Source organism: Vibrio sp. 2304, assembly GCF_033339475.1.
GTDB lineage: Bacteria > Pseudomonadota > Gammaproteobacteria > Enterobacterales > Vibrionaceae > Vibrio > Vibrio alginolyticus.
The window spans coordinates 284375-308449 of sequence record NZ_JAWOUQ010000004.1 but is presented as its reverse complement, the minus strand read 5'-3'; the positions used below and the strand labels follow the sequence as shown (position 1 = coordinate 308449).

The 24075-nt window shown below is 44.2% G+C and carries 18 protein-coding genes; 11 read left to right on the top strand and 7 right to left on the bottom strand.

The window, feature by feature from the left end; translation table 11 throughout:
- Positions 1–80 precede the first annotated feature (80 nt).
- The 7 genes from R7P64_RS10815 to R7P64_RS10785 all read left to right on the top strand — a co-directional run bounded on the left by R7P64_RS10815 (position 81) and on the right by R7P64_RS10785 (position 6344).
- A complete protein-coding gene (locus R7P64_RS10815; protein ID WP_318123508.1) occupies positions 81–1265 on the top strand; it encodes an acyl-homoserine-lactone synthase in 1185 nt (394 codons plus the stop codon).
- Positions 1258–3798 (top strand): hybrid sensor histidine kinase/response regulator, encoded by a 2541-nt coding sequence (locus R7P64_RS10810; RefSeq protein WP_318123506.1) that lies wholly within the window; start codon positions 1258–1260, stop codon positions 3796–3798. The genes R7P64_RS10815 and R7P64_RS10810 overlap by 8 nt, the downstream gene beginning before the upstream one ends.
- Positions 3799–3909: 111 nt before the next feature.
- On the top strand, positions 3910–4152 hold the full coding sequence (locus R7P64_RS10805) for a hypothetical protein (RefSeq protein WP_005376770.1): 243 nt from the start codon (positions 3910–3912) through the stop codon (positions 4150–4152).
- 199 nt (positions 4153–4351) lie between these two features.
- The gene (locus R7P64_RS10800) at positions 4352–4915 is read left to right on the top strand and encodes a septation protein A (RefSeq protein WP_149192439.1); all 564 of its coding nucleotides are present in this window, start codon (positions 4352–4354) and stop codon (positions 4913–4915) included.
- Positions 4916–5140: 225 nt separating this feature from the next.
- A complete protein-coding gene (yciA, locus tag R7P64_RS10795; protein ID WP_005376768.1) occupies positions 5141–5536 on the top strand; it encodes an acyl-CoA thioester hydrolase YciA in 396 nt (131 codons plus the stop codon).
- 115 nt (positions 5537–5651) lie between these two features.
- Positions 5652–5948 (top strand): YciI family protein, encoded by a 297-nt coding sequence (locus R7P64_RS10790; protein WP_005376766.1) that lies wholly within the window; start codon positions 5652–5654, stop codon positions 5946–5948.
- 3 nt (positions 5949–5951) lie between these two features.
- Entirely contained in the window at positions 5952–6344 is a 393-nt protein-coding gene (locus tag R7P64_RS10785) for a GspS/AspS pilotin family protein (RefSeq protein WP_005386726.1), read from the top strand.
- Between the two features lie 133 nt (positions 6345–6477).
- On the opposite strand, the gene metE is transcribed toward R7P64_RS10785, so the two are convergent.
- Positions 6478–8760 (bottom strand): 5-methyltetrahydropteroyltriglutamate--homocysteine S-methyltransferase, encoded by a 2283-nt coding sequence (gene metE / locus R7P64_RS10780; protein ID WP_318123504.1) that lies wholly within the window; start codon positions 8758–8760, stop codon positions 6478–6480.
- A gap of 281 nt (positions 8761–9041) precedes the next feature.
- Between metE and metR the strand changes: the two genes are divergently transcribed.
- Entirely contained in the window at positions 9042–9953 is a 912-nt protein-coding gene (gene metR / locus R7P64_RS10775) for an HTH-type transcriptional regulator MetR (RefSeq protein WP_005376763.1), read from the top strand.
- A gap of 21 nt (positions 9954–9974) precedes the next feature.
- Here the strand turns inward: metR and R7P64_RS10770 are convergent, their stop codons facing one another.
- The 3 genes from R7P64_RS10770 to R7P64_RS10760 all read right to left on the bottom strand — a co-directional run bounded on the left by R7P64_RS10770 (position 9975) and on the right by R7P64_RS10760 (position 13581).
- A complete protein-coding gene (locus R7P64_RS10770) occupies positions 9975–10175 on the bottom strand; it encodes a DUF4250 domain-containing protein (RefSeq protein WP_005376762.1) in 201 nt (66 codons plus the stop codon).
- 152 nt (positions 10176–10327) lie between these two features.
- Positions 10328–11038, bottom strand: coding sequence for a hypothetical protein (locus tag R7P64_RS10765; protein ID WP_005376761.1), 711 nt, complete (start codon positions 11036–11038; stop codon positions 10328–10330).
- 86 nt (positions 11039–11124) lie between these two features.
- Positions 11125–13581, bottom strand: a complete 2457-nt coding sequence (locus R7P64_RS10760; protein ID WP_206225590.1) for an EAL domain-containing protein — start codon at positions 13579–13581, stop codon at positions 11125–11127.
- A gap of 425 nt (positions 13582–14006) precedes the next feature.
- Between R7P64_RS10760 and R7P64_RS10755 the strand changes: the two genes are divergently transcribed.
- The 3 genes from R7P64_RS10755 (at position 14007) to R7P64_RS10745 (ending at position 21048) form a co-directional block, all read left to right on the top strand.
- Positions 14007–16340 (top strand): YgiQ family radical SAM protein, encoded by a 2334-nt coding sequence (locus R7P64_RS10755; protein WP_262644383.1) that lies wholly within the window; start codon positions 14007–14009, stop codon positions 16338–16340.
- A 262-nt stretch (positions 16341–16602) separates the two neighbouring features.
- Complete coding sequence (locus R7P64_RS10750) at positions 16603–20100, top strand: T6SS effector BTH_I2691 family protein (RefSeq protein ID WP_318123501.1); 3498 nt, start codon at positions 16603–16605, stop codon at positions 20098–20100.
- A gap of 3 nt (positions 20101–20103) precedes the next feature.
- Positions 20104–21048 (top strand): hypothetical protein, encoded by a 945-nt coding sequence (locus R7P64_RS10745; RefSeq protein WP_054574767.1) that lies wholly within the window; start codon positions 20104–20106, stop codon positions 21046–21048.
- 133 nt (positions 21049–21181) lie between these two features.
- Here R7P64_RS10745 and R7P64_RS10740 read toward each other — a convergent pair whose 3' ends face one another.
- The 3 genes from R7P64_RS10740 to R7P64_RS10730 are packed head-to-tail and all read right to left on the bottom strand — an operon-like array spanning position 21182 to position 24052.
- Complete coding sequence (locus tag R7P64_RS10740; protein WP_318123499.1) at positions 21182–21598, bottom strand: GtrA family protein; 417 nt, start codon at positions 21596–21598, stop codon at positions 21182–21184.
- Positions 21599–21602: 4 nt separating this feature from the next.
- Positions 21603–23009, bottom strand: coding sequence for a glycosyltransferase family 39 protein (locus R7P64_RS10735; RefSeq protein ID WP_318123496.1), 1407 nt, complete (start codon positions 23007–23009; stop codon positions 21603–21605).
- Positions 23010–23011: 2 nt separating this feature from the next.
- On the bottom strand, positions 23012–24052 hold the full coding sequence (locus R7P64_RS10730; RefSeq protein ID WP_318123494.1) for a glycosyltransferase family 2 protein: 1041 nt from the start codon (positions 24050–24052) through the stop codon (positions 23012–23014).
- Between the last annotated feature and the right edge of the window lie 23 nt (positions 24053–24075).

Sequence of the window (24075 nt, the reverse complement as noted above, 5' to 3'; positions counted from 1 at the left end):
ATAGAAACCGATGGCATAAATTTTTCAAAATGATATAAACCATTACAAAATATAACAAAACGTTAGAGCTAGGTTATATCATGAGTCTTGAGCAATCTTTGGAATATCTCACCAAAACAAATTTGCCGATCGAATCAAAGCAGCAGGCACTGGTTGACTCAGTTATTCTTACCCTAACGAAACAAAAACGAGATGCTCTTTTTCAACAGGTTGCTCTGTATCGAATAAAACTGCTTAAATCTCTCTTTCCTAAACACGCATCAAAAAGTCTTTCTGCACTATTTGAGTTAATGGATTATCGAGATCTAGTGCAACAGTATCCGACAGGTTTCTCCAAAGAGATTCGTTTACTTGAACAACTTGCCGCAGATTGTTACCCGAATTGGATGGTTTTCTGGTGTCAATGCGAGATCGAAGCAATCAAGCAAAAATATCCTTCAAACGAAGCTGCGATTCCTACTCCGCTTCCGTTTGACGACCACAGCTATACTAGCGTGTTAATTGAAGATATCGCAGATTGCGATCTTGAGGTAATGCTGCCAAATCATGCAGCGTTAATGCCGATTTCCGAAGCGATCACACTGAGTAATCTTGAGCTTTTCGTCCAAACTGAACAATGGTTTGAAATCTTGCCTCTTTTATCACTCTCGCAAAAAGGGCAGCACTTTGCGCTCTTGCTCAAATCGTCATCTTCACCAATCTTGGTCTCCTCCGCTTTAGTGCAAAGCTGGCATCAACGAAATAACTGGCTCAGTTACTCACCACAGTTTAGTAACGAACAATGGCAGTTTTGCTTTCCTAATCATGGGTACAGTGTTCTCAATCAACTGGGTATTTTGGAGTGTCGTGCTCTAACTCCTGAGCACACTCTTGTTGGGTTTGATGCTCAGTTTCAATCTCATGTAAAGAACACTGAAGCGGTTTGCGAAGTACTGCGTCTTACGGTGGGAGGCAACATTCAACAAAAGCTGTATTTTTTGTATCTGGCGCAAAAAACTATGATGAGCGAGCTCTATAAAGCAGGCTATAAGCTCGGCTTTACCATTATTGAGCAAGTGTTTATGTTAAATTTCTATCAATCTATTGATTTAAGTGCCTACTTTCACTCAGGATACCGCGACATTAACGGTGACGGTACCAAGACATACCGCGGTTTCTGGAATTTAGGTATGATGGTTGAAGCATTTCAAGACATACAATTTCGCGACTACAAACATTGCGTACGAACAAAAAGAATGGATAAAAAGGTGAATGAGCATGCTTGATGTTCATTTGCACGGTCTCTTTTACCCAAAAGCAATGGCATTGTACGCGACTGTACTAATAGTATTCGCTTGGCTACTGTATTACTGCTATCGCCTAAAACAGAAGAGTGAATCAATCTTAGGCTCGCATCACGCGCCTTACATCGCTTATTCCAGCTGTATCATTGTTTGGATAAGCAGCAACGCCTATTTCCATACCGATTTATTGCCAGAATTAGGCTCTGTTGGTGGCATTTTTATGGCTAAGTTAGCGAACTTAGCGTCTTTTTTCGCCTTTGCGTTTGCATTCTATTTTTCTTGCCAGTTAACCGCAGATGTTAAAAAAACAGCGGTCAAAGTCTGGCAAAAAGTCGTCTTTGTCACACTAGCAACGTATTCACTGTACATCAACTTAGTGCCGAATCTTACTGTCGAAAATGTCACCATTAGTGGTCCAAGCCAGTTCGTCATTGAATTTGGCCCACATACCTCATATTTTTTCATTAGTTTGCTAGCTTTCGTGGTACTAACGCTGCTTAACTTGATTGCCATGCGCGCGAACAGCAGCAAACTCACGCTAGCAAAAAGCAACTATATGATCGCTGGCATTTTGGTATTCATGTTATCTACGGCAGTGATACACCTTGGAATGACGTATTTCCTTGGCGACTTCTCCCTAACTTGGTTACCACCAGCACTTTCAATCAGCGAAATGTTGTTTGTGGGCTATGCCCTACTTACCTCTCGCTTCTACAGCGCTAAATATCTCACGTACTTAACGGTAAGCGCGCTCTTAGTCTGCGCCATTTTTGTTCTGCCGCTAGGGGCGATATTTATTCCTATCTCTGAAGATAACCAATGGCTTGTTGCGGTACCTTTATGTGCGCTTATCGGTATCACTTGGCACTTGCTTTTTAAGCGAGTCAGTCGTTTCGCTTCGTATTTTATTTATGGGAAACGACACACTCCCGTTCAGCAAATCCTTGGGTTAGAGGAAGAGTTTAAACGCTCAATAGATGATGCTATGCGTCAGTTGGCATCGTTACTTAACATACCAAACAACAAGCTACAGCTAGTCACTAGCAATTACACAGAAACGTTTTACGAAGAGTACCTGCCGTCAAGCAAGTCAGTTCTCGTGCTAGATGAGTTGTCTGAAGAAATTGATTATGCCTCCTCTTCTAAAGGGTCGATGAGAAAGCTCTACGAGCGCATGCGCTCAAGCAATACTGCGCTCGTTATGCCTCTCTTCGGTCGTGGAAAGTCTGTTACTCACTTACTAATTTCTTCACATAAAATAGATAATAAGCTGTTTTCTAATGAAGAAATCTCAGCTCTGCAAACGTTATTAGTTCGCATCCAGAGCACCATTGAAGCCGATAGAAAGGTACGCCAAAGCCGTGCGCTGGCTAACTCCATTGCACATGAAATGCGTAACCCTCTCGCTCAAGTACAATTACAATTTGAAGCTTTAAAACAGCATATAGAGTCAAACGCCTCACTGGATACGCTAAAAAGAGAAATTGATAAAGGTGAAGCCGCTATACAACGCGGTAGACAACTTATCGATATTATTTTACGAGAAGTTAGCGACAGTTCACCAGAGCATGAGCCTTTAGCTCTCACTTCCATACATAAAGCCATCGACCAAGCAGTAAGCCGTTATGGTTTTGAAAACGATCAAATAATAGAGAGAATTAACCTGCCACAGGCACACGATTTTGTCGCGAAGTTAAATGAGACCCTGTTTAACTTTGTCATTTTCAATTTGATTCGTAACGCTATCTACTATTTTGATTCTTATCCCGACAGTCAAATTGAGATTCGTACCCAGACGGGGGCTTACGAAAACATTCTGATCTTCCGAGATAGTGGGCCAGGTATAGATAGCAGTATCTTACACAAGATATTTGATGACTTTTTCTCGTATCAAAAAAGCGGAGGCAGTGGCTTAGGTTTGGGCTATTGCCAACGTGTTATGCGCTCCTTCGGAGGACGAATAGAGTGCCAGTCTGAATTGAACGAGTTCACAGAATTCTACTTGTATTTCCCAGTCGTACCAAACGCACCAAAACCAGAGACATTAAGAGCACCGGACTTTGATAGCTGGAAAGCAACTGCATCACATTCTGAAAATCATTCAGCTCAACACGTACAAGTATGTAAAGATGCACCAACAGTGCTCATTGTAGATGACAAAGAGGTGCAACGCACCTTGGTACAGATGTATTTAAAAAGATTGGGAGTCAACAGCTTACAAGCAAATAATGGAGCCTCTGCGGTAGAACTATTCCACTCTCACAAGATTGATCTCGTTCTTATGGATGTCCAAATGCCGGTAATGAATGGATTTGACGCAAGCCAACGGATTAAGCAAATCACATCCTCCGTTCCAATCATTGCCTTATCTGGTGAGTCTGGAGCTAGAGAGTTGGAGCTAATTTCGAAACTCATGGATGACAGACTCGAAAAGCCCACCACGTTAAATGCACTTCAAGTCGTCATCCAAAGATGGTTACAGAACGAGACTTTTGCACCTTCCAACACTTTTTAATTTGCAAATATAGAATTGGCACTAGATGTGCATTATTGGAGTAAATCGAATTATCCAGAAGGTCAAGCAGGCTGCAAATGAGTAGCGTATGAGCTTGATAAGGAGATCGCCATGTTACTTCATCGACATACATACTACGGCTTGATTCATCATGGAATCAAAACACTGTTACTTGATCGCTTAGGCCACTATACAGAAGAAGAGTATCATCAATATCTGAGCTTGATGACTGGTAAATCCACTTGCTTCACGATGTCTCTCGAAGAGCTAGAAGCAACGGTCGATAACTTACTGCGGGAAGGCTATTTGGAAGATGTAAAAACGCTTATTTCCCAATATCAACGTGTGGCTTAAGGTTTAAAATTCTCAACTTTATTGCCGCCTCATCGCGGCAATTTTTATTCCTTCCATATGCTGTTTCGACATGGAAGAATCTTGCGGTCTATACGATATACTAAGCGTTACTATTCTTACCTTAACTTCCTCAGTATTCACATCTTGTCAGATTCCGTTAGACTGTCTTCAATTCAATAATTAGGTAGATTTTGCCATCATGAAGCAGATCCTAGACTTTATACCACTCATCATTTTCTTCGCTTTATACAAGCTGTACGACATCTACGTGGCGACAGGTGCACTGATCGTAGCAACAGCCATTCAGCTTGTCGTCACCTACGCGCTGTATAAGAAAGTCGAAAAGATGCAACTAATAACATTCGTTATCGTCACTATCTTCGGCGGCATGACCCTTTTCTTCCACGACGACAATTTTATAAAGTGGAAAGTCACCATCATTTACGCGATTCTGGCGATTGGCTTAGCAGTGAGCCACGCATTGGGAAAATCAGCCATCAAAGGTATGCTAGGCAAGGAAATTACGTTACCTGACGCTGTTTGGGCAAAGATTAACTGGGCTTGGGTTGGCTTCTTCTCATTCTTCGCTGGCCTAAATATTTATATTGCTTACGAATTGCCGTTGGATGTTTGGGTTAACTTCAAAGTATTTGGAATGTTGATCGCGACATTTGCCTACATGATTGTGACTGGCTTTTACATTTATAAACACATGCCAAAAGAACAAAAAAATAACTCATCCGATGTGTCCACTGATGATTAAAAACTCAGTTTTGCTATAATCCTCGACTTCACAGCGACCTTAGGGTCGCTGTTTTGCTCCATGTATCAGTAAACCGCTCAAACAACGTACCGTTTTCAGACCATTCTTGCTGCTGTAAACCAACTTTCTCTGGTCCGGTATCTGCGGTTTTTTAAGGACCTTTGGTTCTAGGTATTTACTATGTTGGCGCTTAGTTTGAGCGCCTTTAAGATTTAGGATGTCACAATGAGTCAAGAAATTAGCTCTCCGAAAGGTCAAATGCTGCTTCGTACCCTTGCAATGCCTGCAGATACAAACGCCAATGGCGATATTTTTGGCGGTTGGATAATGTCTCAGCTCGACTTAGCGGGCGCGATTCTGGCAAAAGAGATCTCTTGTGGTCGCGTTGTCACCGTTTCGGTATCAAGCATTACGTTCAAAAAACCTGTTGGTGTGGGCGATGTCGTATGCTGCTACGGCGAATGCACTAAGATCGGCCGCACATCCATGAGTGTCGATTTGGAAGTATGGGTCAAACCCGTCAAAGCTCACGGTGTTGGCGAACGCTTCATGGTTTGTGATGCGACCTTCAACTACGTAGCCATTGACAGTGAAGGTAAACCACGTCCGGTTCAGAATTAGTCAACCTACAACGCTAACAGTTAGAAAGGATCTCACATTTTCTGTTGTTCACTTGTGAGAGACACAAAAAAGGCGTTAAATTAACACTTTACCCTACCAATTAAGGAACTATGCTATGTGGTATGTCATCTTTTCACAGGACGTTGAGAACTCGTTGGAAAAACGCATGAGCGTTCGCCCACAACACTTGGATCGCTTACAAAAGCTACAAGACGAAGGTCGCCTTCTTACAGCTGGTCCGATGCCTGCGATAGATTCTGACAATCCTGGTGAAGCTGGATTTACGGGCTCAACTGTCATCGCTGAATTCGCCTCTCTAGAGGATGCTAAAGCGTGGGCAGAAGCCGATCCTTACGTAGCGGCTGGTGTTTACGATAATGTAATCGTGAAACCGTTCAAAAAAGTGTTTTAATTTATGAAAAAATTACTGTGTCTTTTCTTGGTATTTGGTGCTCTGGCTGGCTGTTCATCAACCGATGATAATCAGCGCCAACTTGAGCTTATGGCATCAAACCGAGCAGGAGTCTTGTCAGCGGGCCTCCCTTTAGAGTACGGTCCACTGCAAATAATGCGTGTCTCATCCAACAAAAATGTTGTAGAGATGATGATGATTTATAACGATGGCGCACTCGGTGCAAAGCCGTTAAATCAAGTACTGAATACCAGTATCTATACCTACTGCAGCAACCCAGAAGTTCGCAAGCAAATTGATATGGGCTTGATGTATCGTATTAAAGTACGTAATTCTCGCGGTCAGTTGATGGCAGATGAGTTGGTTTCCGCACAGACTTGTACTCAGGTGAAGTAGCTACAGTAATTTTTGTTGCTTTCGGCATGAGACGATGATTCGCTATTATTGGATAATCTGAAAACGAAAGTTAACAGTTAAGAATAGAAAAACGGAGATCACAGTCTCCGTTTTTATTTGCTGCAACGATGTGTTACGCCAGCTCAGCACGGAGCTTCTTCGCCGCTGAAACCAGATTTGCCAATGCGGCTTCTGTCTCCTTCCAGTTTCGTGTTTTCAGCCCACAATCAGGATTTACCCACAAACGTTGAGCCGGAATTTTTTCTGCCGCTTTCTTGATTAAACCTTCAATCCATTCTTCCGTAGGAATGTTTGGTGAGTGAATGTCATAAACACCAGGGCCAATTTCGTTCGGGTAATTGAACTCTTCAAATGCTTTCAGCAGTTCCATATTTGAGCGAGATGTTTCAATGGTAATGACGTCCGCATCGAGTGCCGCAACCGAATCAATGATTTCATTGAACTCGCTGTAACACATATGAGTGTGAATCTGAGTTTCTGGTTTTGCACTTGCCGCAGAGACCTTAAAGGCATTTACGGCCCATTCTAAGTACGCTTTGTGATCGCGTTTTTTTAGTGGTAAACCTTCTCGAATGGCTGGCTCATCAATTTGAATGATATTGATGCCTGCATCTTGCAGGTCAGACACCTCATCACGCAGTGCCAAAGCAAGTTGCTGCGCAATTTCTTGACGTGTGATGTCTTCACGTGGGAACGTCCAACATAAAATCGTTACTGGTCCAGTCAACATGCCTTTCATCTGTTTGCGGGTTAGCGACTGGGCGTACGTCGACCATTCAACCGTGATCGGTTTTTCACGTTCAATGTCAGCAACTACAATGGCAGGTTTCACACAGCGAGAGCCATAACTCTGTACCCAACCAAATTTGGTCGTTTGAAAACCCGCCAAGTTCTCAGCGAAGTATTCCACCATGTCGTTACGCTCTGCTTCGCCGTGAACAAGCACATCTAGGTCGAGCGCCTCTTGACGTTTTACTGCGTCAGCAATATGTCCTTTAAGTGCTTGGATATATTCAGACTCAGATAATTGACCTGCACGATAAGCGCTGCGCTGCACCCGGATTTCACCCGTTTGAGGAAAAGAGCCGATTGTCGTTGTTGGCAACAAAGGCAAGCCCAATACTTCAGCTTGATGCGCAGCACGCTCTGCATAAGGTGCGCTGCGCTCGGCAAGTGACGCGGTAATGTTGTTTAAACGCGCTTGTACTTGAGGTTTATTCACATGTGTTGCTGTCTTGCGCGCTTTGATTGGCTGGCTATAGGTATCACAAGCGAGAATCGCATTTTGGTCACCATCGAGCGCTCGGCCAAGCAAGGCGACTTCTGCCACTTTTTGTTTTGCAAAGGCAAACCAACTTTTTACTTCTTCGCTCAGTTCTGTTTCCAGTGCTAAATCAACAGGGCTATGTAGCAGAGAACATGAACTGGCAACCCAAAGTTTGTCGCCCAGTTTCTCTTTGACTGGCTGTAGACGCTCGAGTTGGGCACTTAAATCTGAACGCCACACGTTACGACCATTCACAACGCCGGCAGAAAGCACCCACCCCTCCGGTAACTTGGCAACCACATCGTCAAGCTGCTTAGGGACGGTAGATAAATCGATATGCAAACCATCTACCGGAAGCTCTACAATTTTGCCTAGCGTATCGCTTACGGAGTCAAAGTACGTCGTTAGCAGCACTTTTACATCGCTTCGAATCACTTGGTAGGCTAGCTTAAACGAATCAGCCCATTTGCTTTCTAGCTCCAGTGACAAAATTGGCTCATCAATCTGAACCCACTCAACACCTTGACTTGCTAGCTTTGCCAAAATAGCTTGGTAAGCAGTAAGTAAGCGTGGTAGCAGGGTTAAACGGTCAAACCCTTCTTCGACCTCTTTGCCCAAGTAAAGGTAACTGACTGGACCAAGCAAAACAGGCTTCACTTGGTGGCCAGCTTGAAGCGCTTCGTTGACTTCTTCAAACAGTTGCGGCCAGCTCACTTCAAACGTATCGTCCTTGCTGAATTCAGGGACAATGTAATGGTAGTTTGTGTTGAACCATTTGGTCATATCCGATGCCGCAGCGCCCGCACAGCTGCAACCCGCCTGAGATTGACCGCGACCCACTTTGAACAACGTATCCAGGTTAGGGAAACCATCAGCGTGACGCTTTGGCACATGACCCAATAGCAACGTGGTCGTCAGTACATGATCGTACCAAGCGAAGTCGCCAGCGGTGGCAAAACTCAAGCCAGCATCTGTTTGCGTTTGCCAGTTTTTAGCGCGCAGATCTGCTCCAACCTTTTTAAGCTCTGCTTGATCAATTTCTCCGCGCCAGTATTTTTCCTGAGCGAATTTTAATTCTCGTTTTTCACCGATGCGTGGATAACCTAATATGTGAGTCGTTGTCGCCATGTCCCTATTCCTTTCTCAATTTTGTTCAATTTGTTTGGATCAGAGCATCTTTCGGTAAAGAATAAGATGTCTGGATGGCTAAACTATCGCTCTCATCTGATATTAGAACAACGTCCATTTATTCAACTTGTTTATTAAAAAAATTCATCATGAAGCGACATGATTCGCAAATAAAAACAACAAATAGACGTCTAGACGTTTACATATCCATTTTTTGTCGTTAAGTTATTTACACGATTGCTATTCTGTTCATAGCGAGCAACAAAGGATGAAAGGAATTCATGATAGAGCTAAAACATTTGCGGACACTCACTTCGCTTCGAGACACTGGCTCTCTAACGGCAACAGCGACCGCTTTACATCTCACTCAGTCGGCACTGTCTCATCAGATCAAAGATTTGGAGGCGCGAATTGGAGGGCAACTGTTCCTGAGAAAGACTCGTCCGGTGAAGTTCACTTCAGAGGGAGAAATCCTATTGCGTCTTGCAGAAGATATCCTTCCGAAACTCGCAAGAGCAGAAAATGATTTAGCGAGCTTGAAAGAGGACGTCAATGGCCGATTACATATGGCCATTGAATGTCACTCTTGCTTCCAATGGCTAATGCCTGCACTTAGGGAGTACCAACTTGCTTGGCCTAGCGTAACATTGGACTTTTCCTCTGGTTTTGGCTTTGAACCACTCCCAGCTCTATTGGCAGGCGAACTCGATCTCGTTATTACTTCCGATATCCAACCTCGATCTGAAGTCCACTACGAGCCTCTATTCGACTTTGAAATGCGTTTAATTACCGCAACCAACCACCCATTGGCGGAAAAAGAAATTATTGATCCGCAAGATCTCGCAGATCAAACCATGCTCTCTTATCCGGTTCAAAAACAAAGGCTAGACGTCGTAAAGCACTTTCTTCAGCCAGCAGGAATAGAACCTGCGAAATGGAAGCAAGCCGACAACACTCTCATGTTAGTTCAGATGGTCTCTGCTGGATTAGGGGTGGCGGCACTACCCAATTGGGCGATTTCTGAATTTTCTCGCCAAGGTCTTATTACCAGTAAACCTTTCGGCCAAGGCTTATGGCGTCGCTTGTTTGCTGCAACGCGTCACTCAGAGAAAGAAAAGCGTTACTTACAAGCTTTTTTCGCAACCGCGAGGCTACAATGTAAAAGCCACCTTGACGGAATCAAGGTGGCTTAAAAGATTTGGGTTATGAAAGGCTTAGCGTTGATATGCTTTAAATTGGTTAGTCAATGGATCGTACTGATAACCGAGCATATCAAGCTTGCCGACTACAGACTCTACATCCATCTCATACACTGATACTAACTCGTCAAAACTGTCGCACTCTAAACGTAGCTTTTCGTTGACGATACCTAGCAAAATAGTGCTGTCCAGATTACCTACATTGCTTAAATCCATCGCGACTCTCCTCTTCGACAAGGTATATAAACAAGCGTAGTAGTAATCACGCGAATTTAAAGTGAGTGCGATCTAAAACGTGATCACCTTATACCCAAGCACCAAGAAAGCACTTGGATATAAGCTGTCTAGCTTTGTCTTTAGAATAGAGGTTAAGCCGCGAGAGAGAATAAACCTTGCAGGCTCGTCATCGACGCGAGTGCTAGAAACAAGGCAACGCTCAGTTGCACCTTTTCTGGTTTCTTATGCGTAAAAATATGCCAACACCACACAATAATTGAAGAAATTAGCATAGCTAAAGACAGCAAGATCGGCTGTGTCGCAGCGTTTAGTGTGGCTTCATTTAACTGGTAAGAAGCAAACAACGTTGCGATGACTAATAGCATTCCAGACACAATGCCCGTAACTGGTAAAATACGGTGAAATGCCTGTAATCTGCTGCGAGCTATCGTAAGCAGCAATTGAGAAAATGACGCCCCAAGGAAAAATATCATTAGCGCCATCGCTATCGATGCTGGCCAGCTTGATTGCTCAAATACTTGAATACTCACATACGCAAAGGCCAAACCATTCGCTAAATGCATCGCCCATAGTGGCCCTTTTTCACGCGTTTTCTTGGTTTGAACCTGAGAATAGAAGTAGAAAATAGCAAACACGATCATAAATGCTTCAATGCGAAGTGACGCAACAGCGAGCCACAATACAGCTACTGCAGGCAACATTTTATGAAGACGTCCTCGCTGACCAGGACAAATATCGCCCTTGATTAGAAGCAAAGTCAGTAGCGCTTGTGCGCCAAATAGCATCGGAGGGAAAGTAACCAGCAATTGTTGAATCATGTTGAATGCACGCTCAAAAGTCATTTTGGGGGGCGATAATATCAAATCAACTATCGCCAAACCACCGAAAGTCGGCCCCCAAATGAGCTAAAACGGTAAGACAATTTTATTCACAGAGAAGCAAGATACTTCAACGCGTCTTCCTGCGTTAAAACTCCACGGTACTCTTCTTTGGTATTACACAGTACCCAAGGGAAACGAATCCCGGTTTTAACCAACTCTCGAATAACAGAGACAGGTAAATCCTCATCAACCAACACAAATTCGGTGCTCATTATCTGATTAACAGGACGTTTCCAAATTCGGCTTTCTCGTTCAGTTTCTCGCTCTGTTCCCATCGAAGGCGTTAGGTGTAAATTCACCGTCTCTTTCGTAATTAACCCAACACAACGATTTTCATTGAGAACAACTAAAGGCGAGCTTGGATTCAAATTCATGTACTCCACTGCCAAGGAGAGCGGTTCTCCAGGGTCCATAGACCTGACTTGTTCATGGCTCACAGATTGCAACACATCACTTTGCTTAGACTCAACCGCGATGTCAGAGAACAGATGCTCATAACTGTCCGCTTTATCCATCAAATCGACAGGCACGGCAGCAGAAAATAGAAAGCCCTGCATGTAATCGACACCGATTTCTGCCAATACTTGAAGTTCTTGCTTAGATTCCACGCCTTCAGCAACCACTTTTACATTCATTTGCTGTGCAAGCTCGGTGACCATTTTCACAATGTTATAGCTGGTGCTCCCTTTATGAATGTTCTTGATGAATTTTCGGTCTATTTTCAGTAAATCAAACTGCCCTTTTTCTAGATAAGAAAAAGAAGAATACCCAGTACCGAAGTCATCAATCGCGATCTCAATGCCCTCTTTCCGCACTTCCTCTAGAGCTCGAGTATGCTCCTCATCTTGTTCAAAATACGCGGTTTCTGTTAGCTCGATAGTTACTCGCTTAGGGTCTACACCACTGGCTTTAATCAAATCATGCGACCGCTGAAGGATCTGAAGAGAATCCAATTTCGTATTGAGGGAGCGATTGATGGTCACGCCCACTTCCTCGCCATAAATTTCTTGTAAGCGCGGAAAGTGCTTCAACGCAGCTTGGCAGACCACATCATCAAGTGCCGCTATGAGTTCTAGATCTTCAATAATAGCGATCATCTTTTGCGTACAATACGCATCATTTTCATCATAGAAGCGTGCGAGAGCCTCGAACTTAACCACTCTTCCGGTTTGAACGTCGATAATCGGTTGAAAGTAAACGTCCACTAGCCCACTCTCTATTTGCGCCTCCAAAAACGCCTCGAGATGTTGGCGCTTCACTAATTCAGAGTGAAGTTCACTGTCGTAAAAGTTGAAATAGCTGCCTTCACCGGAAATAGAGGACAACATCGCTTGCGCTGCATGTGCTAGCGCTTGTCTTGGTCGGTTCGTATCATAACCAAGGATTGACACACCAGTTTGGCCTTTAACGATAGTGGCATGCATTTTTGTGCCCATTTCATTTCTAAGCTCATTAAAGAATCCTTTCATGGCAATTTGGATCAAACGAACCGGGCTCAACCATTGACAATGAGGGGTCTGCAAGCATACGACAAACACATCCCGAGATAACTGCCCCGCAATACTGGTGTAGCGACTTCGCATAATAAAATCTGCAAAACCTAATTGCTGTTCAAGCAAGTATCTCTCCGAAAACTTGGGTCTTAGTGTCATAACAATGTTGAGTTCTTTATTTCTGCTTTCATTCGCTAAGGTAGCTAATTGGAGTTCAAATTCTTTCCTCGTCGGTAAAAAGGCAGCCCAATCATGCTGTTGTTCACAACGATTTTTCATCCACAACAACGAAGCAGAAATATCCGTAGAAAATCCGAGATAAAGAATTCGTCCAGAGTGAAACGTAAGTCGGTAAATACAAAGATGATGAGCTTGGTTGCTACCGTTTGCTGTTTTGCTCAGCAAGTTACCACACCAACATCCTTCATCATTAATTTGCTGCCACAGCTGATCATAAAACGCTTGGCTATGGTGAGAGGTACTGAATATATGAGTTTTAAGCCCAACCAGATCTCGGTTTTGATAGCCCATTTGTAACTCAAAGGCACGGTTACAACCTAAGATGCGCGTATCTTCATCGGCAACTAAAACGCCTACATTTGGCAAATCAAAAATCGTTTCGAGAATTTTCGCTAACTCCTCGCAACCAGTGATTGTTAATTGTGGAATGATAGTGCCTTGGATAATGCGCTTATTGAGCCTTTCAAAACTAATAGTAACGTGCACTAAGTTAACGTTTTTTAGCATCATGCAACAAGAAAACCGCCCCCGTCCGCCAAAGAGTTCCACTTCTAGAATTCGTTGTTTTAGCGTTTCTTGTTGCCCCATCAGCATATGATCAAACAAGTTATTTAGGCTGGTTACTGGCGTACTTATCCCAAATGCCTTTGCCATTCCTTGCTGATCACATTCGAACTCGCGAGTATCAATATCGTAAGACCACTCTATAACAGGAGTTAGACTGGAAGTCGTTTGCATTTTTGGATGCACTGTTGTCGTAGATTCACTCATACCCTAGCCCCTTTTTTTGTAATTAGCCCAAGGCTCAAAATTCACAGTCAATTCGCGACATTCCAGTTGGGACCTGCCGATCCTCTTTATAGATGGATTGTGTCAACGATAAGCCTATCGACTTAGAACTATTTCCAGAGCAGCTCAGCCTTTTGCATTTAATATGCACTAATTTGATTATAGGCTTTACCCCATATAAGCACACCATTGCTTATGCTTTGTATTAAGATTGCGACATTTTTCATGAACCGATCTATAACCATGAGGCTTTCAAGGTGAAATTAGACAGAAAATCGCCGATAGAGCATTGATATTTTTACAAACCAAATAAAACTCGATGAACTAAGCTTGAATAGATGAGTTTGTTATAGATACCTGATAATCAAATCGCTATAATTCGCGCTCCCTGGAACAGAGAGCAAAATATGACCAATAACATCACTCCTATTCATGAGTACAAAAAATACTGGGCAGAGTGTTTTGGTACGGCACCTTTCTTGCCGACCAGTCGCAAAGAAATGGATGCCCTAGGATGGGATAGCTGTGACATTATCATTGTAACCGGTGACGCTTATGTGGATCACCCAAGCTTTGGTATGGCTATCATTGGCCGCCTGCTAGAAGCACAAGGTTTCCGTGTCGGTATCATTGCTCAACCAGAATGGCAAAATAAAGATGCGTTCATGCAACTTGGTAAGCCAAATCTGTTCTTCGGGATCACTGCGGGTAACATGGACTCCATGATCAACCGTTACACCGCGGATAAAAAGCTTCGTCACGATGACGCGTACACACCGAATAACGAAGGTGGTAAACGCCCAGACCGAGCAACGTTGGTTTACTCTCAACGTTGTCGTGAGGCATACAAAGAAGTACCTATTGTTTTAGGTGGTATCGAAGCTAGCCTACGCCGTGTGGCACACTACGATTACTGGTCAGATAAAGTTCGCCGTTCTGTACTGTTTGATGCAAAAGCAGACATCCTACTTTTTGGTAACGCAGAGCGCGCACTTGTCGAAGTAGCACATCGCATCGCAAACGGCGAAGACATCAGCACCATGACCAATATTCGTGGTACTGCCGTGAACTTGCCAGCGGCGCCAGAAGGCTACACGGTTATTGATTCTTCTCGCATTGAAAAACCTCGTAAAGAAGCGTTCGTACCAAAGAACCCATACGAAGTAGAAACTCAGTGTGAAACTAAAAAAGACGAGCCAGTTGCACAACCAATCACAATTCGCCCATCACGCCACGATGCTGCGACGACTGCGGTCCGTTTACCTTCGTTTGAAAAGCTAAGAAACGATCGCATTCTTTATGCGCATGCAAGCCGTGTACTGCATTTAGAAACGAACCCGTACTCTGGTCGAGCGTTACTTCAAAGCCATGGTGATCGTGAACTTTGGGTAAACCAAGCTCCAATTCCATTGACGACCGAAGAGATGGACTTTGTGTTTGGCCTGCCTTACGCGCGTGTCCCTCACCCTATGTACGGGAAAGCAAAAATTCCTGCGTACGACATGATCAAGACGTCTGTAAACATCATGCGTGGTTGCTTTGGTGGCTGTTCTTTCTGTTCGATTACCGAGCATGAAGGTCGAATCATTCAAAACCGTTCGAAAGAGTCTATCATCAACGAGATTGAAGAAATTCGCGACAAAGTTCCAGGCTTTACCGGCACAATTTCCGATCTTGGTGGCCCGACTGCAAACATGTACCGCCTGGGCTGTAAAGATCCAAAAGCGGAAGCGAACTGTCGTCGTCCTTCTTGTGTATTCCCGGGCATCTGTAACAAGCTAAACACAGACCACAAACACACGATCGATTTATACCGCGAAGCGCGTAAAGTTGAAGGCGTGAAGAAAGTGATGGTTGCATCTGGCGTACGTTACGACCTTGCGATTGAATCACCAGAATACGTGAAAGAGCTCGTGACTCACCACGTGGGCGGTTACTTGAAGATTGCACCGGAACATACAGAGAAAGGTCCTCTTGATCTAATGATGAAGCCAGGCATGGGTACGTACGATCGCTTTAAAGAGATGTTCGAGAAATACAGTGCAGAAGCAGGCAAGAAGCAGTACTTAATCCCTTATTTTATCTCTGCGCACCCAGGCACAGAAGACGAAGACATGCTGAACCTTGCTCTGTGGCTGAAAAAGAACAACTTCGAATGTGACCAAGTACAGAACTTCTACCCTTCGCCAATGTGTAACGCAACGTCGATGTACTACTCAGAGACAAACCCTCTGAAACGCGTGAAGTACAAAAAACGTGAAGATGTACCTGTAGCAAAAGGTGAACGTCAACGTCGCCTGCATAAAGCGCTGTTGCGTTATCACGATCCAGCAAACTGGCCAATGATCCGTGAAGCCCTAGTCAGTATGGGTAAAAAACATTTGATTGGTGACAAACAAGGCTGTCTCGTTCCTGCAGAAGACATTGAAGCACAAACACCTGCGCAACGTCGTAAATCTGGTCGTCACGGGGCAAACCGCTTTGCAACCAAACATACCAAAAACCAACCAGGCTTCGGTGGTCATTTGAACAAACGCTCTGAAGGCGGTTCAAAAGATGGTAAACCATCTGGTAACCGTAACGGTTCTGGCAAAGCTACAGGTGGTCAACGCCCTGCAAGCAACGGCCAACGTCCTAGCGGCAACGGTGCAAACCGCCCGGCAGGTAGCAAGCCGCAAGGCCAAGGTCGCCCGCAAGGACAAGGCAAACCAGCTGGTCAACGTAAACCAAAGCGTCACTAATTATTTAGAGCTTAAATACTAGAAAGGGCTCCAGAGTAAACTCTGGAGCCCTTTTGTTTTGTCGGCTCATTGAGGCATCACTCACAACTCAAACTTTGATTCAATCAATACAAAAAATGGTAAACACCAACCAACTTATTGGAAAAACAAACAATTATTTGATTGAAGAAAAACCATAAAAATCTAACTCATTGATTTTTAATTGCTTTATTTTGGTGCGATATTTGCGTAATAGAATAAAACTCTTAAACATGGGCTAACGATGAATAATCCACTTCCCCCAAAAACTTCTATGTTCTGGTATGACAACAGCTATACCTATGAGGAGGCCGTTCAGGCATTTGAAAGCGATGGTACACTGAAATCGCTGAATATCGTTCCAACCACGGAATCCGATGATCTTGCTGGCTCACCCCCAGAGCGCAGTATGTTTTGGGAGGGAGAAACAAAAAAAATCGATCCGCCACCGCCGTCTGAACCAGAGCCTCTCAATTTAAAAACTGAGAAGGAAGCAACGGAAGCATCACCTGCGCACTTTATCCCAGTCCGCTATGCCATCGATCAGCTAGAAACAGAAGAGACACAACCTTTTGGTTTGCCTGAAGAATGGAAAGGCCAAGGCCCAGCCAAACTCAATACCGTTGGTTACACCCTGCGTCAACTGCGCGACGGTTGGCTGTATGTCTATGATGCAATCAACAAAAGCTTAGACGAATACAAAATCAAAGGAACGCAATTCACGCTCTATAAGTTGGGAGAATCGGAAAGCCCAAAATCAGAACAGCGTGGGACACCACAAGATGCAAAGCCCTTCCTTACTTACGTCAACGGAAGCGTACTATCGATTTGCTTCTCTGAGCACCGCTGGACATGGCACACGTTCATGCGCGTACTTAACAATCCGAGTAATCATATCGATCGCATGCAAACCATTGTTCTGTCCTCAAACGAGAATCAGCACAACATTGCACCAATAGATAAGTTAACCCAAGTCGCTGATATTGAATCTTCTGCCGTCGATGATGGTCGCTTTGCGGATTCTGGCATCGCCACCAAAGCAGATGAAGATGGTTCTGTTTTTAAACCTGTCGCAGTCGAAAGCGATTTAACCTCTGCGATTCCAGAAGAAGAATCAGGCTACTTCGTCGCGATAAAAGATTACGCCGCAGACATTCAAGATATGTCACTGCATTTTGTTGGTGCCGCAAGCCCTTACCGCCTTTTCACTGACCAGTTTTCAAACCAGTGGAACTTGATGCAGACCGCCATGCAACTGTGTATGTTTGGTGCAAGTGACGAGATAGACATGCCAGCTAGCGTTAAGCGTAACGGCGAAGAGCTGTCGTTTTATACCGACATGGCTGACTATTATGACTCCTCTCACCAACTTGATTTGGCAGAGCAGAACAAAAGCTCAGTTCAGTCCGGCTATCCTGCTAAATTTTCCGCTGGAGCGATTGAATCACACCAACATACCCAAAGTGACATTGCTAAAGCGATACAGGACAAATATCGAATTTCTGCGAGCCGTTTTGGTAAATACGAACAATGGATAGCGACTGAACGCTGGCGTCAGCAGCTCAACTGGAAGCAAATGCTGAGCGAGATGCAAGAGCTGTCAGAACAAAAAGAAAACATGCTAACCCAAGTGGTTTCGGTCAAACGCGACTTTATCGCAGTAATGGAGTCCTTAACGCCGCATCATCTCGAAAGAACCTTCGACCTATACAGCGAAGACACGCAGTACAGCTTGTATCAACTGCACAAGCAAGCGGTTGAGTCATTTACTTTGGTGATACAAGAAGAAGACCGCCAATGGGCTGAAAGCCAATGGGAGAAACCAACCAGTTTACTTGCTCTCTATGCCTCTGGGTTTAGTCGTAGTTTATTTAAAGTGATGGAGAAGAATATTACAGAGGCGCTTGATGAACAGTCGATCGTCTCAGAAAACCCTGATCCTGATAATCAGTTGATGGACCAGATATCTGATACCAGCAACCGCGTGAATATGTACTCTAAGATCATGGACTTTGTTTCCAACCCAAACACTGCGGAAACAGCCTTTCTCAAAGATATCGCCAAAGGTTTCCAAGAGCTGGATATTATTTTTAAATCTGCAATAGGTGCGCTTGCAAAAGGCGTTGTAGAGTTTGGTGTTAGCATGACCTCACAAGTATCAATTTCGCTGATGCCTGTTTTCGCTAAACCTCTGAACCGTCATAGCTATTATTTATTTGCCGTTATTGCAGAACATATGGCACACAATATGCCAGTTACTGTAAATGAAAGCTACGCTCGCGATTTTAAAAAATGGAAGACACGCGTAAATGATTACCCAAGTGAGCTCAAGAAAAACGATGCGGTCATTGCTGACTTCCAGAAAAACAACCGCAAAGCCGACTCTAAATACACAACAGCTTTAAAAAATAAAAAGAGAATTAAGAAGGCACTCGCTGTAGCTACATTGGAGTACCCACAGTACATTGAGTTACCTGATGATCTACCTCAAAGAACCATCGAGCTTAGAACGCGGATCGTGATGAATAAGCTCAATGATTTGAATAAACTGTTCGAGAATGCCGGTGGTCTAGGCTTTATGGCATTAGTATTTAACTGCATCGCGCTTGGTGATGCCATGAGTAGTATCCAAGACTCTGGGTTAATGTCCTCAGATGAATTTTTGGATATCCAGCAAAAGTTATTTTACACAGTCAACGCTTGGACAGGTGTTCGTACAGGTAAGTTATGGGAGAAAGTGAAGGGTGAACCTAGGTTAAGGTCACATTCATATAATGTCTTAAAAAAGTTAGTGAATAGAAACGAAGATACCTTTAAAAACTTAAACCTTGATGACCTAAAGGTATTCAATAAATGGCTAGCAATCACAGGGGCTTTAGGTGCGTTAGCTTCGGGTATTGAGGCTTACCGTTCTTGGCAGAGTGCTGACAAAGTTTATGGTCAAGAAAAATATCTGCATGTAGCAAATTCCCTAGTATTAACAGCAATGTCAGCTGTCGGTATATTCCAAGTATACGGAGGGTTAACTGGACAATTTGCATTAAACTTATCCTTTGGCGGGCCTATAACGGCCGGCCTGGTTATTCTCACGATTGCATACCTAGCCATCAATTATAAGTTGAATAAACTGAAACAAGATGATTTCCAAAAATGGTTAGATAAACTGCCTTGGGGTTATCACCCGACTCGCACTCAGTGGAGCCAATCTTCGAGCTTACCCGAAAGAGAGAAGCATAATTCAGCATTGGTTCAGCAAGCGCTGTTTGACTTACAATCTATTATTCAACAGCCTACGGTATACCATCAACCTATTGAAAAAGTACAAGCTTACCCAGGTTACACACATCGTGAGTTAATCGGTTTGGAAGTGCATATTCAACTGCCAAGGCGTGCTGCAACGAATGGTATTACGTTGAGAACTAACAGCAAGGCAACAGAAGATGATTTGATGTCAGGCTCGTGGCATCAAAACGCAGATTTAGTCACGCTACAAACTCAAGATCAAGCGAGCAAAGAATCACTGGTGTACAAAGTAACCTTGCCAATTGAAGAAGCAGATCATTACCTTGCAATGCAAGTAGCTTACGATGTGGAAGATGATGCCCCTGCTAAGCGTGAGTATTGGTTCCAAAACGGCATAAAACAGAGTGCAACTTATGGCATTATTTCAGACAATATCAAACAAGACATAATTAAAAAAACACTCACCCCCGCTGTTGGCACACTAGGTTTTCAGGAGTAACCCTTGGCATATTCACCGTTTTATATCACCCCAGAAGAATTGGCGGTTTATCAAGAAGCACAAGAGCAAGAGATTCTCAAAGGGGACAATTTAACAACATGGCATAAGTATGATGTAGAAGAGCCATTTCGCTACCATTACAAGTTAACGGCTTTGCCATTTATGAGCTTCTTATTTGTAATTGTATTTTTGACACACTCAAGTGATACGCTTGTCGTGACCTTTTTTGGCCTTATCTTGTCAGTAATGATGGCCGGGATCTTTTATCTTACGATTGGCCTCGACTATCGCTATGACTATATCTTTTCTGACAAAGGCTTTGTGATGAAGAAGCGTCGCAACATGCCTAAGTGGGCGAATACCGCCACACAAGCCGTTGGCTGGATCGGTGCGGTAGTTTGCGTTTTGATGGTAGCGGTAGTTGGCCCGATGGCGTTAGCTGGAGCGGGCGCTCTTATTTTATTCTCATTTGGTATGTTAAAACGCAAGCCCGATGAACCAACAGAAGTGAGAATTGGAGAGCGTGAAGATTGGTTGTTTGCCGACTACAACAAAAAGCGCAAAGTGATCCAGTTCTACTTTAAGCAGGATAAGTGTGAATATATCGATATGGAACACAACACTATTGTCCGTTCACATAGTAGATCTGATTGCTACGTATTTTTCAAAACTGAAACGGACTTAGAATCGATGGTAAATCAGTTAGCTACGGAATATAAGCTGGATTGTACAGAGGTAGATGACCACAAAAAGCTGTTTGAATCGAAGCCAGAAGCTAGACTGTTTAACATTCCTGTTTGTAATAGAGAATATAAAGCCGATGAGGTATTTGATTTAAGAGCGTCAAATGCCCCGCTTCCTGAGCGTGAATACCTTTACAACGGTAAGTGGCAAACCGAGTCTGAAATCGAACAATCAAAATCTGAACTAACGGCAGCCAAGGTATAAACCTTGGCTTATTTACCTTTTTACATCCCCCATGAAAAGCTTTAGGTTTACTCTGATGTACAAAAAGAAAAATTGGTTCAAATAACGAATTTTTAACTCGAGGATAGGATAGTAAGCCCGAACCTTTCTATCCTCAACTAAACACCCATTTTACACTGAGTAAATAGTTACTCACCATGCCTGCCAATATGCCTAAGATCAAAGCCAAATAGACCATCAGCCCTTGCGTTCCAAGCGCGAGCGCTACGCCTTTGAACACAATAAAGTTCGGCAAAGCACTGATACAAGCACTCACCATAAACTTTTGCCATTGAGCGAAAGGGTTGGTTTTTTCTGCTTGAGAGAAAGTCAGCCAGCGATTGCCAAGCCAAGTCGTGGTTGCTGCAAACAAAAAAGCTATCCCACGAGCCAGCATCAACTCCAGACCAAAGCAATGGAACAACACAGAAAAGATAAGGGTGTCGACCATAAAGCCGACACCACCTACTAGAGCAAACCTTGTTAACGAAGCAAACCTTTCCAGCGAAGCAAATTTTGGTAATTTGCGCATTCCGTTATCCAACCACACAGGTGTAGAGTGAGCGTTTCGATTTTGCTGTGAACTCGTTGGTACAACTCAACGCATTTTCATGAATCACGCTATCCACTTGCTGCGATTTACCAATCAGGTGGAATTTCTTCAGATTGTTTAAGTCATTCTTATCTTCAAGCTTTTTCGCCTGACCATGACTATAGAACTGGCCTGAGAACGGGCGCTTACCAATATAAAAGACCGGAGCGTTGTCATTAATTTGCGCGAAGATTATGCGGTCGCTGCGGCTATCTGCTTTGCCCATATTCAAAACCAACATCGCAATCATAAGCAGGGCTGGCAACACCGCTGCCGTTCCGGTCAACCATTTGAAATCGTGTTTATCCACCAGCATTGCAATCAAGATACCCAACGCAGGCACACCCGGTAGCACGTAAGCAGGCAAAATATTCCCAGCCATGGTGAACAAGATCATTGGAGAAATCAGCCAACACATCAGGAAGCTAAACAAACCTTGATGATCGGTTTCAATGGCTTTGAGTACCTTACGACGTTTCCACGCCAAGATAGGCAATACAATTGACCAAGGCGCAGCCGACTGTAGCCAGAATACCCAGATCATCCCACGTGGTTGATCATGAGCAGAACCATACAGATCCCCTTCCCAACCGCTGACAACAAAACGCTTAAAGTGCTCGCCAACAATGAAGTAATCAATAAATCCAGGCGTCGCCATTTCAGCCATGATGTACCAAGGTAGAGCAATCGCCAGCATGAGCGCCAACCCCGACACAATTGGAAAACGCTGCCACAAGGCTTTGAAGGCACCAAAGAAACCATGCTGAATCACGAGCCAAGGAAATACTGCGATGCCCATGATCACGATCGCCACTGGACCTTTCGCTAACAGCCCGCAAGCCAAGCCAAAGAAACCGAGGTAACCCCACAATCGGCTGTGTTTGTCTTTGCCAAGCCAGCAATAGTAAAAACCAACCATCGCCATCGTCATTGCCAACGTCAGTGCCATGTCTGTCATCACCGCACCCGCCGCAATTGAAAAGATGCCACACGTCGCCAGTACCAACGCTGCGATGACAGCATTAAAGCCTGCGCGATGCGCCATGAAAGCAACAAAAACAATTGTCGCAACCCCCGCCAACCAATGAGGTGCGCGCACTGCAAATTCATTCAATCCAAACAGCTCAATGCCATAAGCACTCATCCACGTGAACAGGGGTGGCTTCCCCCAAAAAGGCACGCCGTAATCAAACTGTGGGGTTAGCCAATTGCCGGTTTCCACCATTAAGCGCGCCATTTCGCCGTAGCGGGCTTCTGTGGTGTCCATCAAAGGGTAAGCGGCAAGTGAAATAAGACGGAGTAAAAGAGCAAACGCCAACAACAACCACAAATGGGTTTTATTAATACTCATGATTACGCGGTTTCTCCCAGTTTAAACTTCATGGTTTGGATGGATTGATGTTTTGCAGGCTGCTCGTAAACAGACTGAACAAGATAAAGAGGACGTTGCTTGGTCTCGACAAAAATGCGGCCAATGTATTCACCCAAAAGGCCAATCGACAGCAGTTGCACACCGCCCAAGGCAAGTTGGACGACCATCATGGATGGGTAGCCAGTGACAGGCTCACCAAACACTACGGTTTTCATCACTATGAATGCGCCATAGATAAAGGCACTGAACGCCACTAACGCACCAGCAAGTGTCGCTAAGCGCAAAGGACGAATGGAAAACGAGGTAATGCCGTCCATTGCAAGGCCAATTAGCTTGAGGTAGTTCCATTTGGTTTCACCACAAAAACGAGCATCACGCTCAAACTGAACCGTCACTTGCTTGAAACCCGGCCAAGAAAAAATGCCTTTCATATATCGGTTACGTTCTGGCAGCGCATTGATGTGTTTGACCACTTTTGCGCTCAGTAGACGGAAATCGCCCACGTTCTCAGGCACATCCAATTTCGCCATGCCGTTAAGCACTTTGTAAAAGCAAGCGGCCGAGAAGCGTTTAAACCAAGTTTCACCGTGGCGTTCGCTGCGCTGCATATTCACCACGTCATACCCCTCACGCCATTTTGATACCATTTGCGGAATCAACTCCGGCGGGTCTTGCAAGTCAGCATCAATCACGATCACCGCTTCACCTTGGCAGTGTTCTAGACCCGCACTCATGGCAGACTCTTTGCCGAAGTTACGGCTTAATGCAATACAACGAACATCGCTAGAAGATTGAGAAAAGTTTTGCGCGATCATTAGGCTGTCGTCTTTGCTGCCGTCGTCGACATAGACGATTTCACAGCGTTCTGGCATTTCATCCAAAACGGCGGCTAAACGACGATGAAATTCAGGCAAGACTTCTTGCTCGTTAAAGAATGGCACCACAACAGACAAAACTGTTTTAGGCTCAGTGTGTTGGCTCACCTTTGAAAAGGTTACAGCGTGAATGTTGAAGGTTGACATGCTACTCTTCCACTAAATCCGAT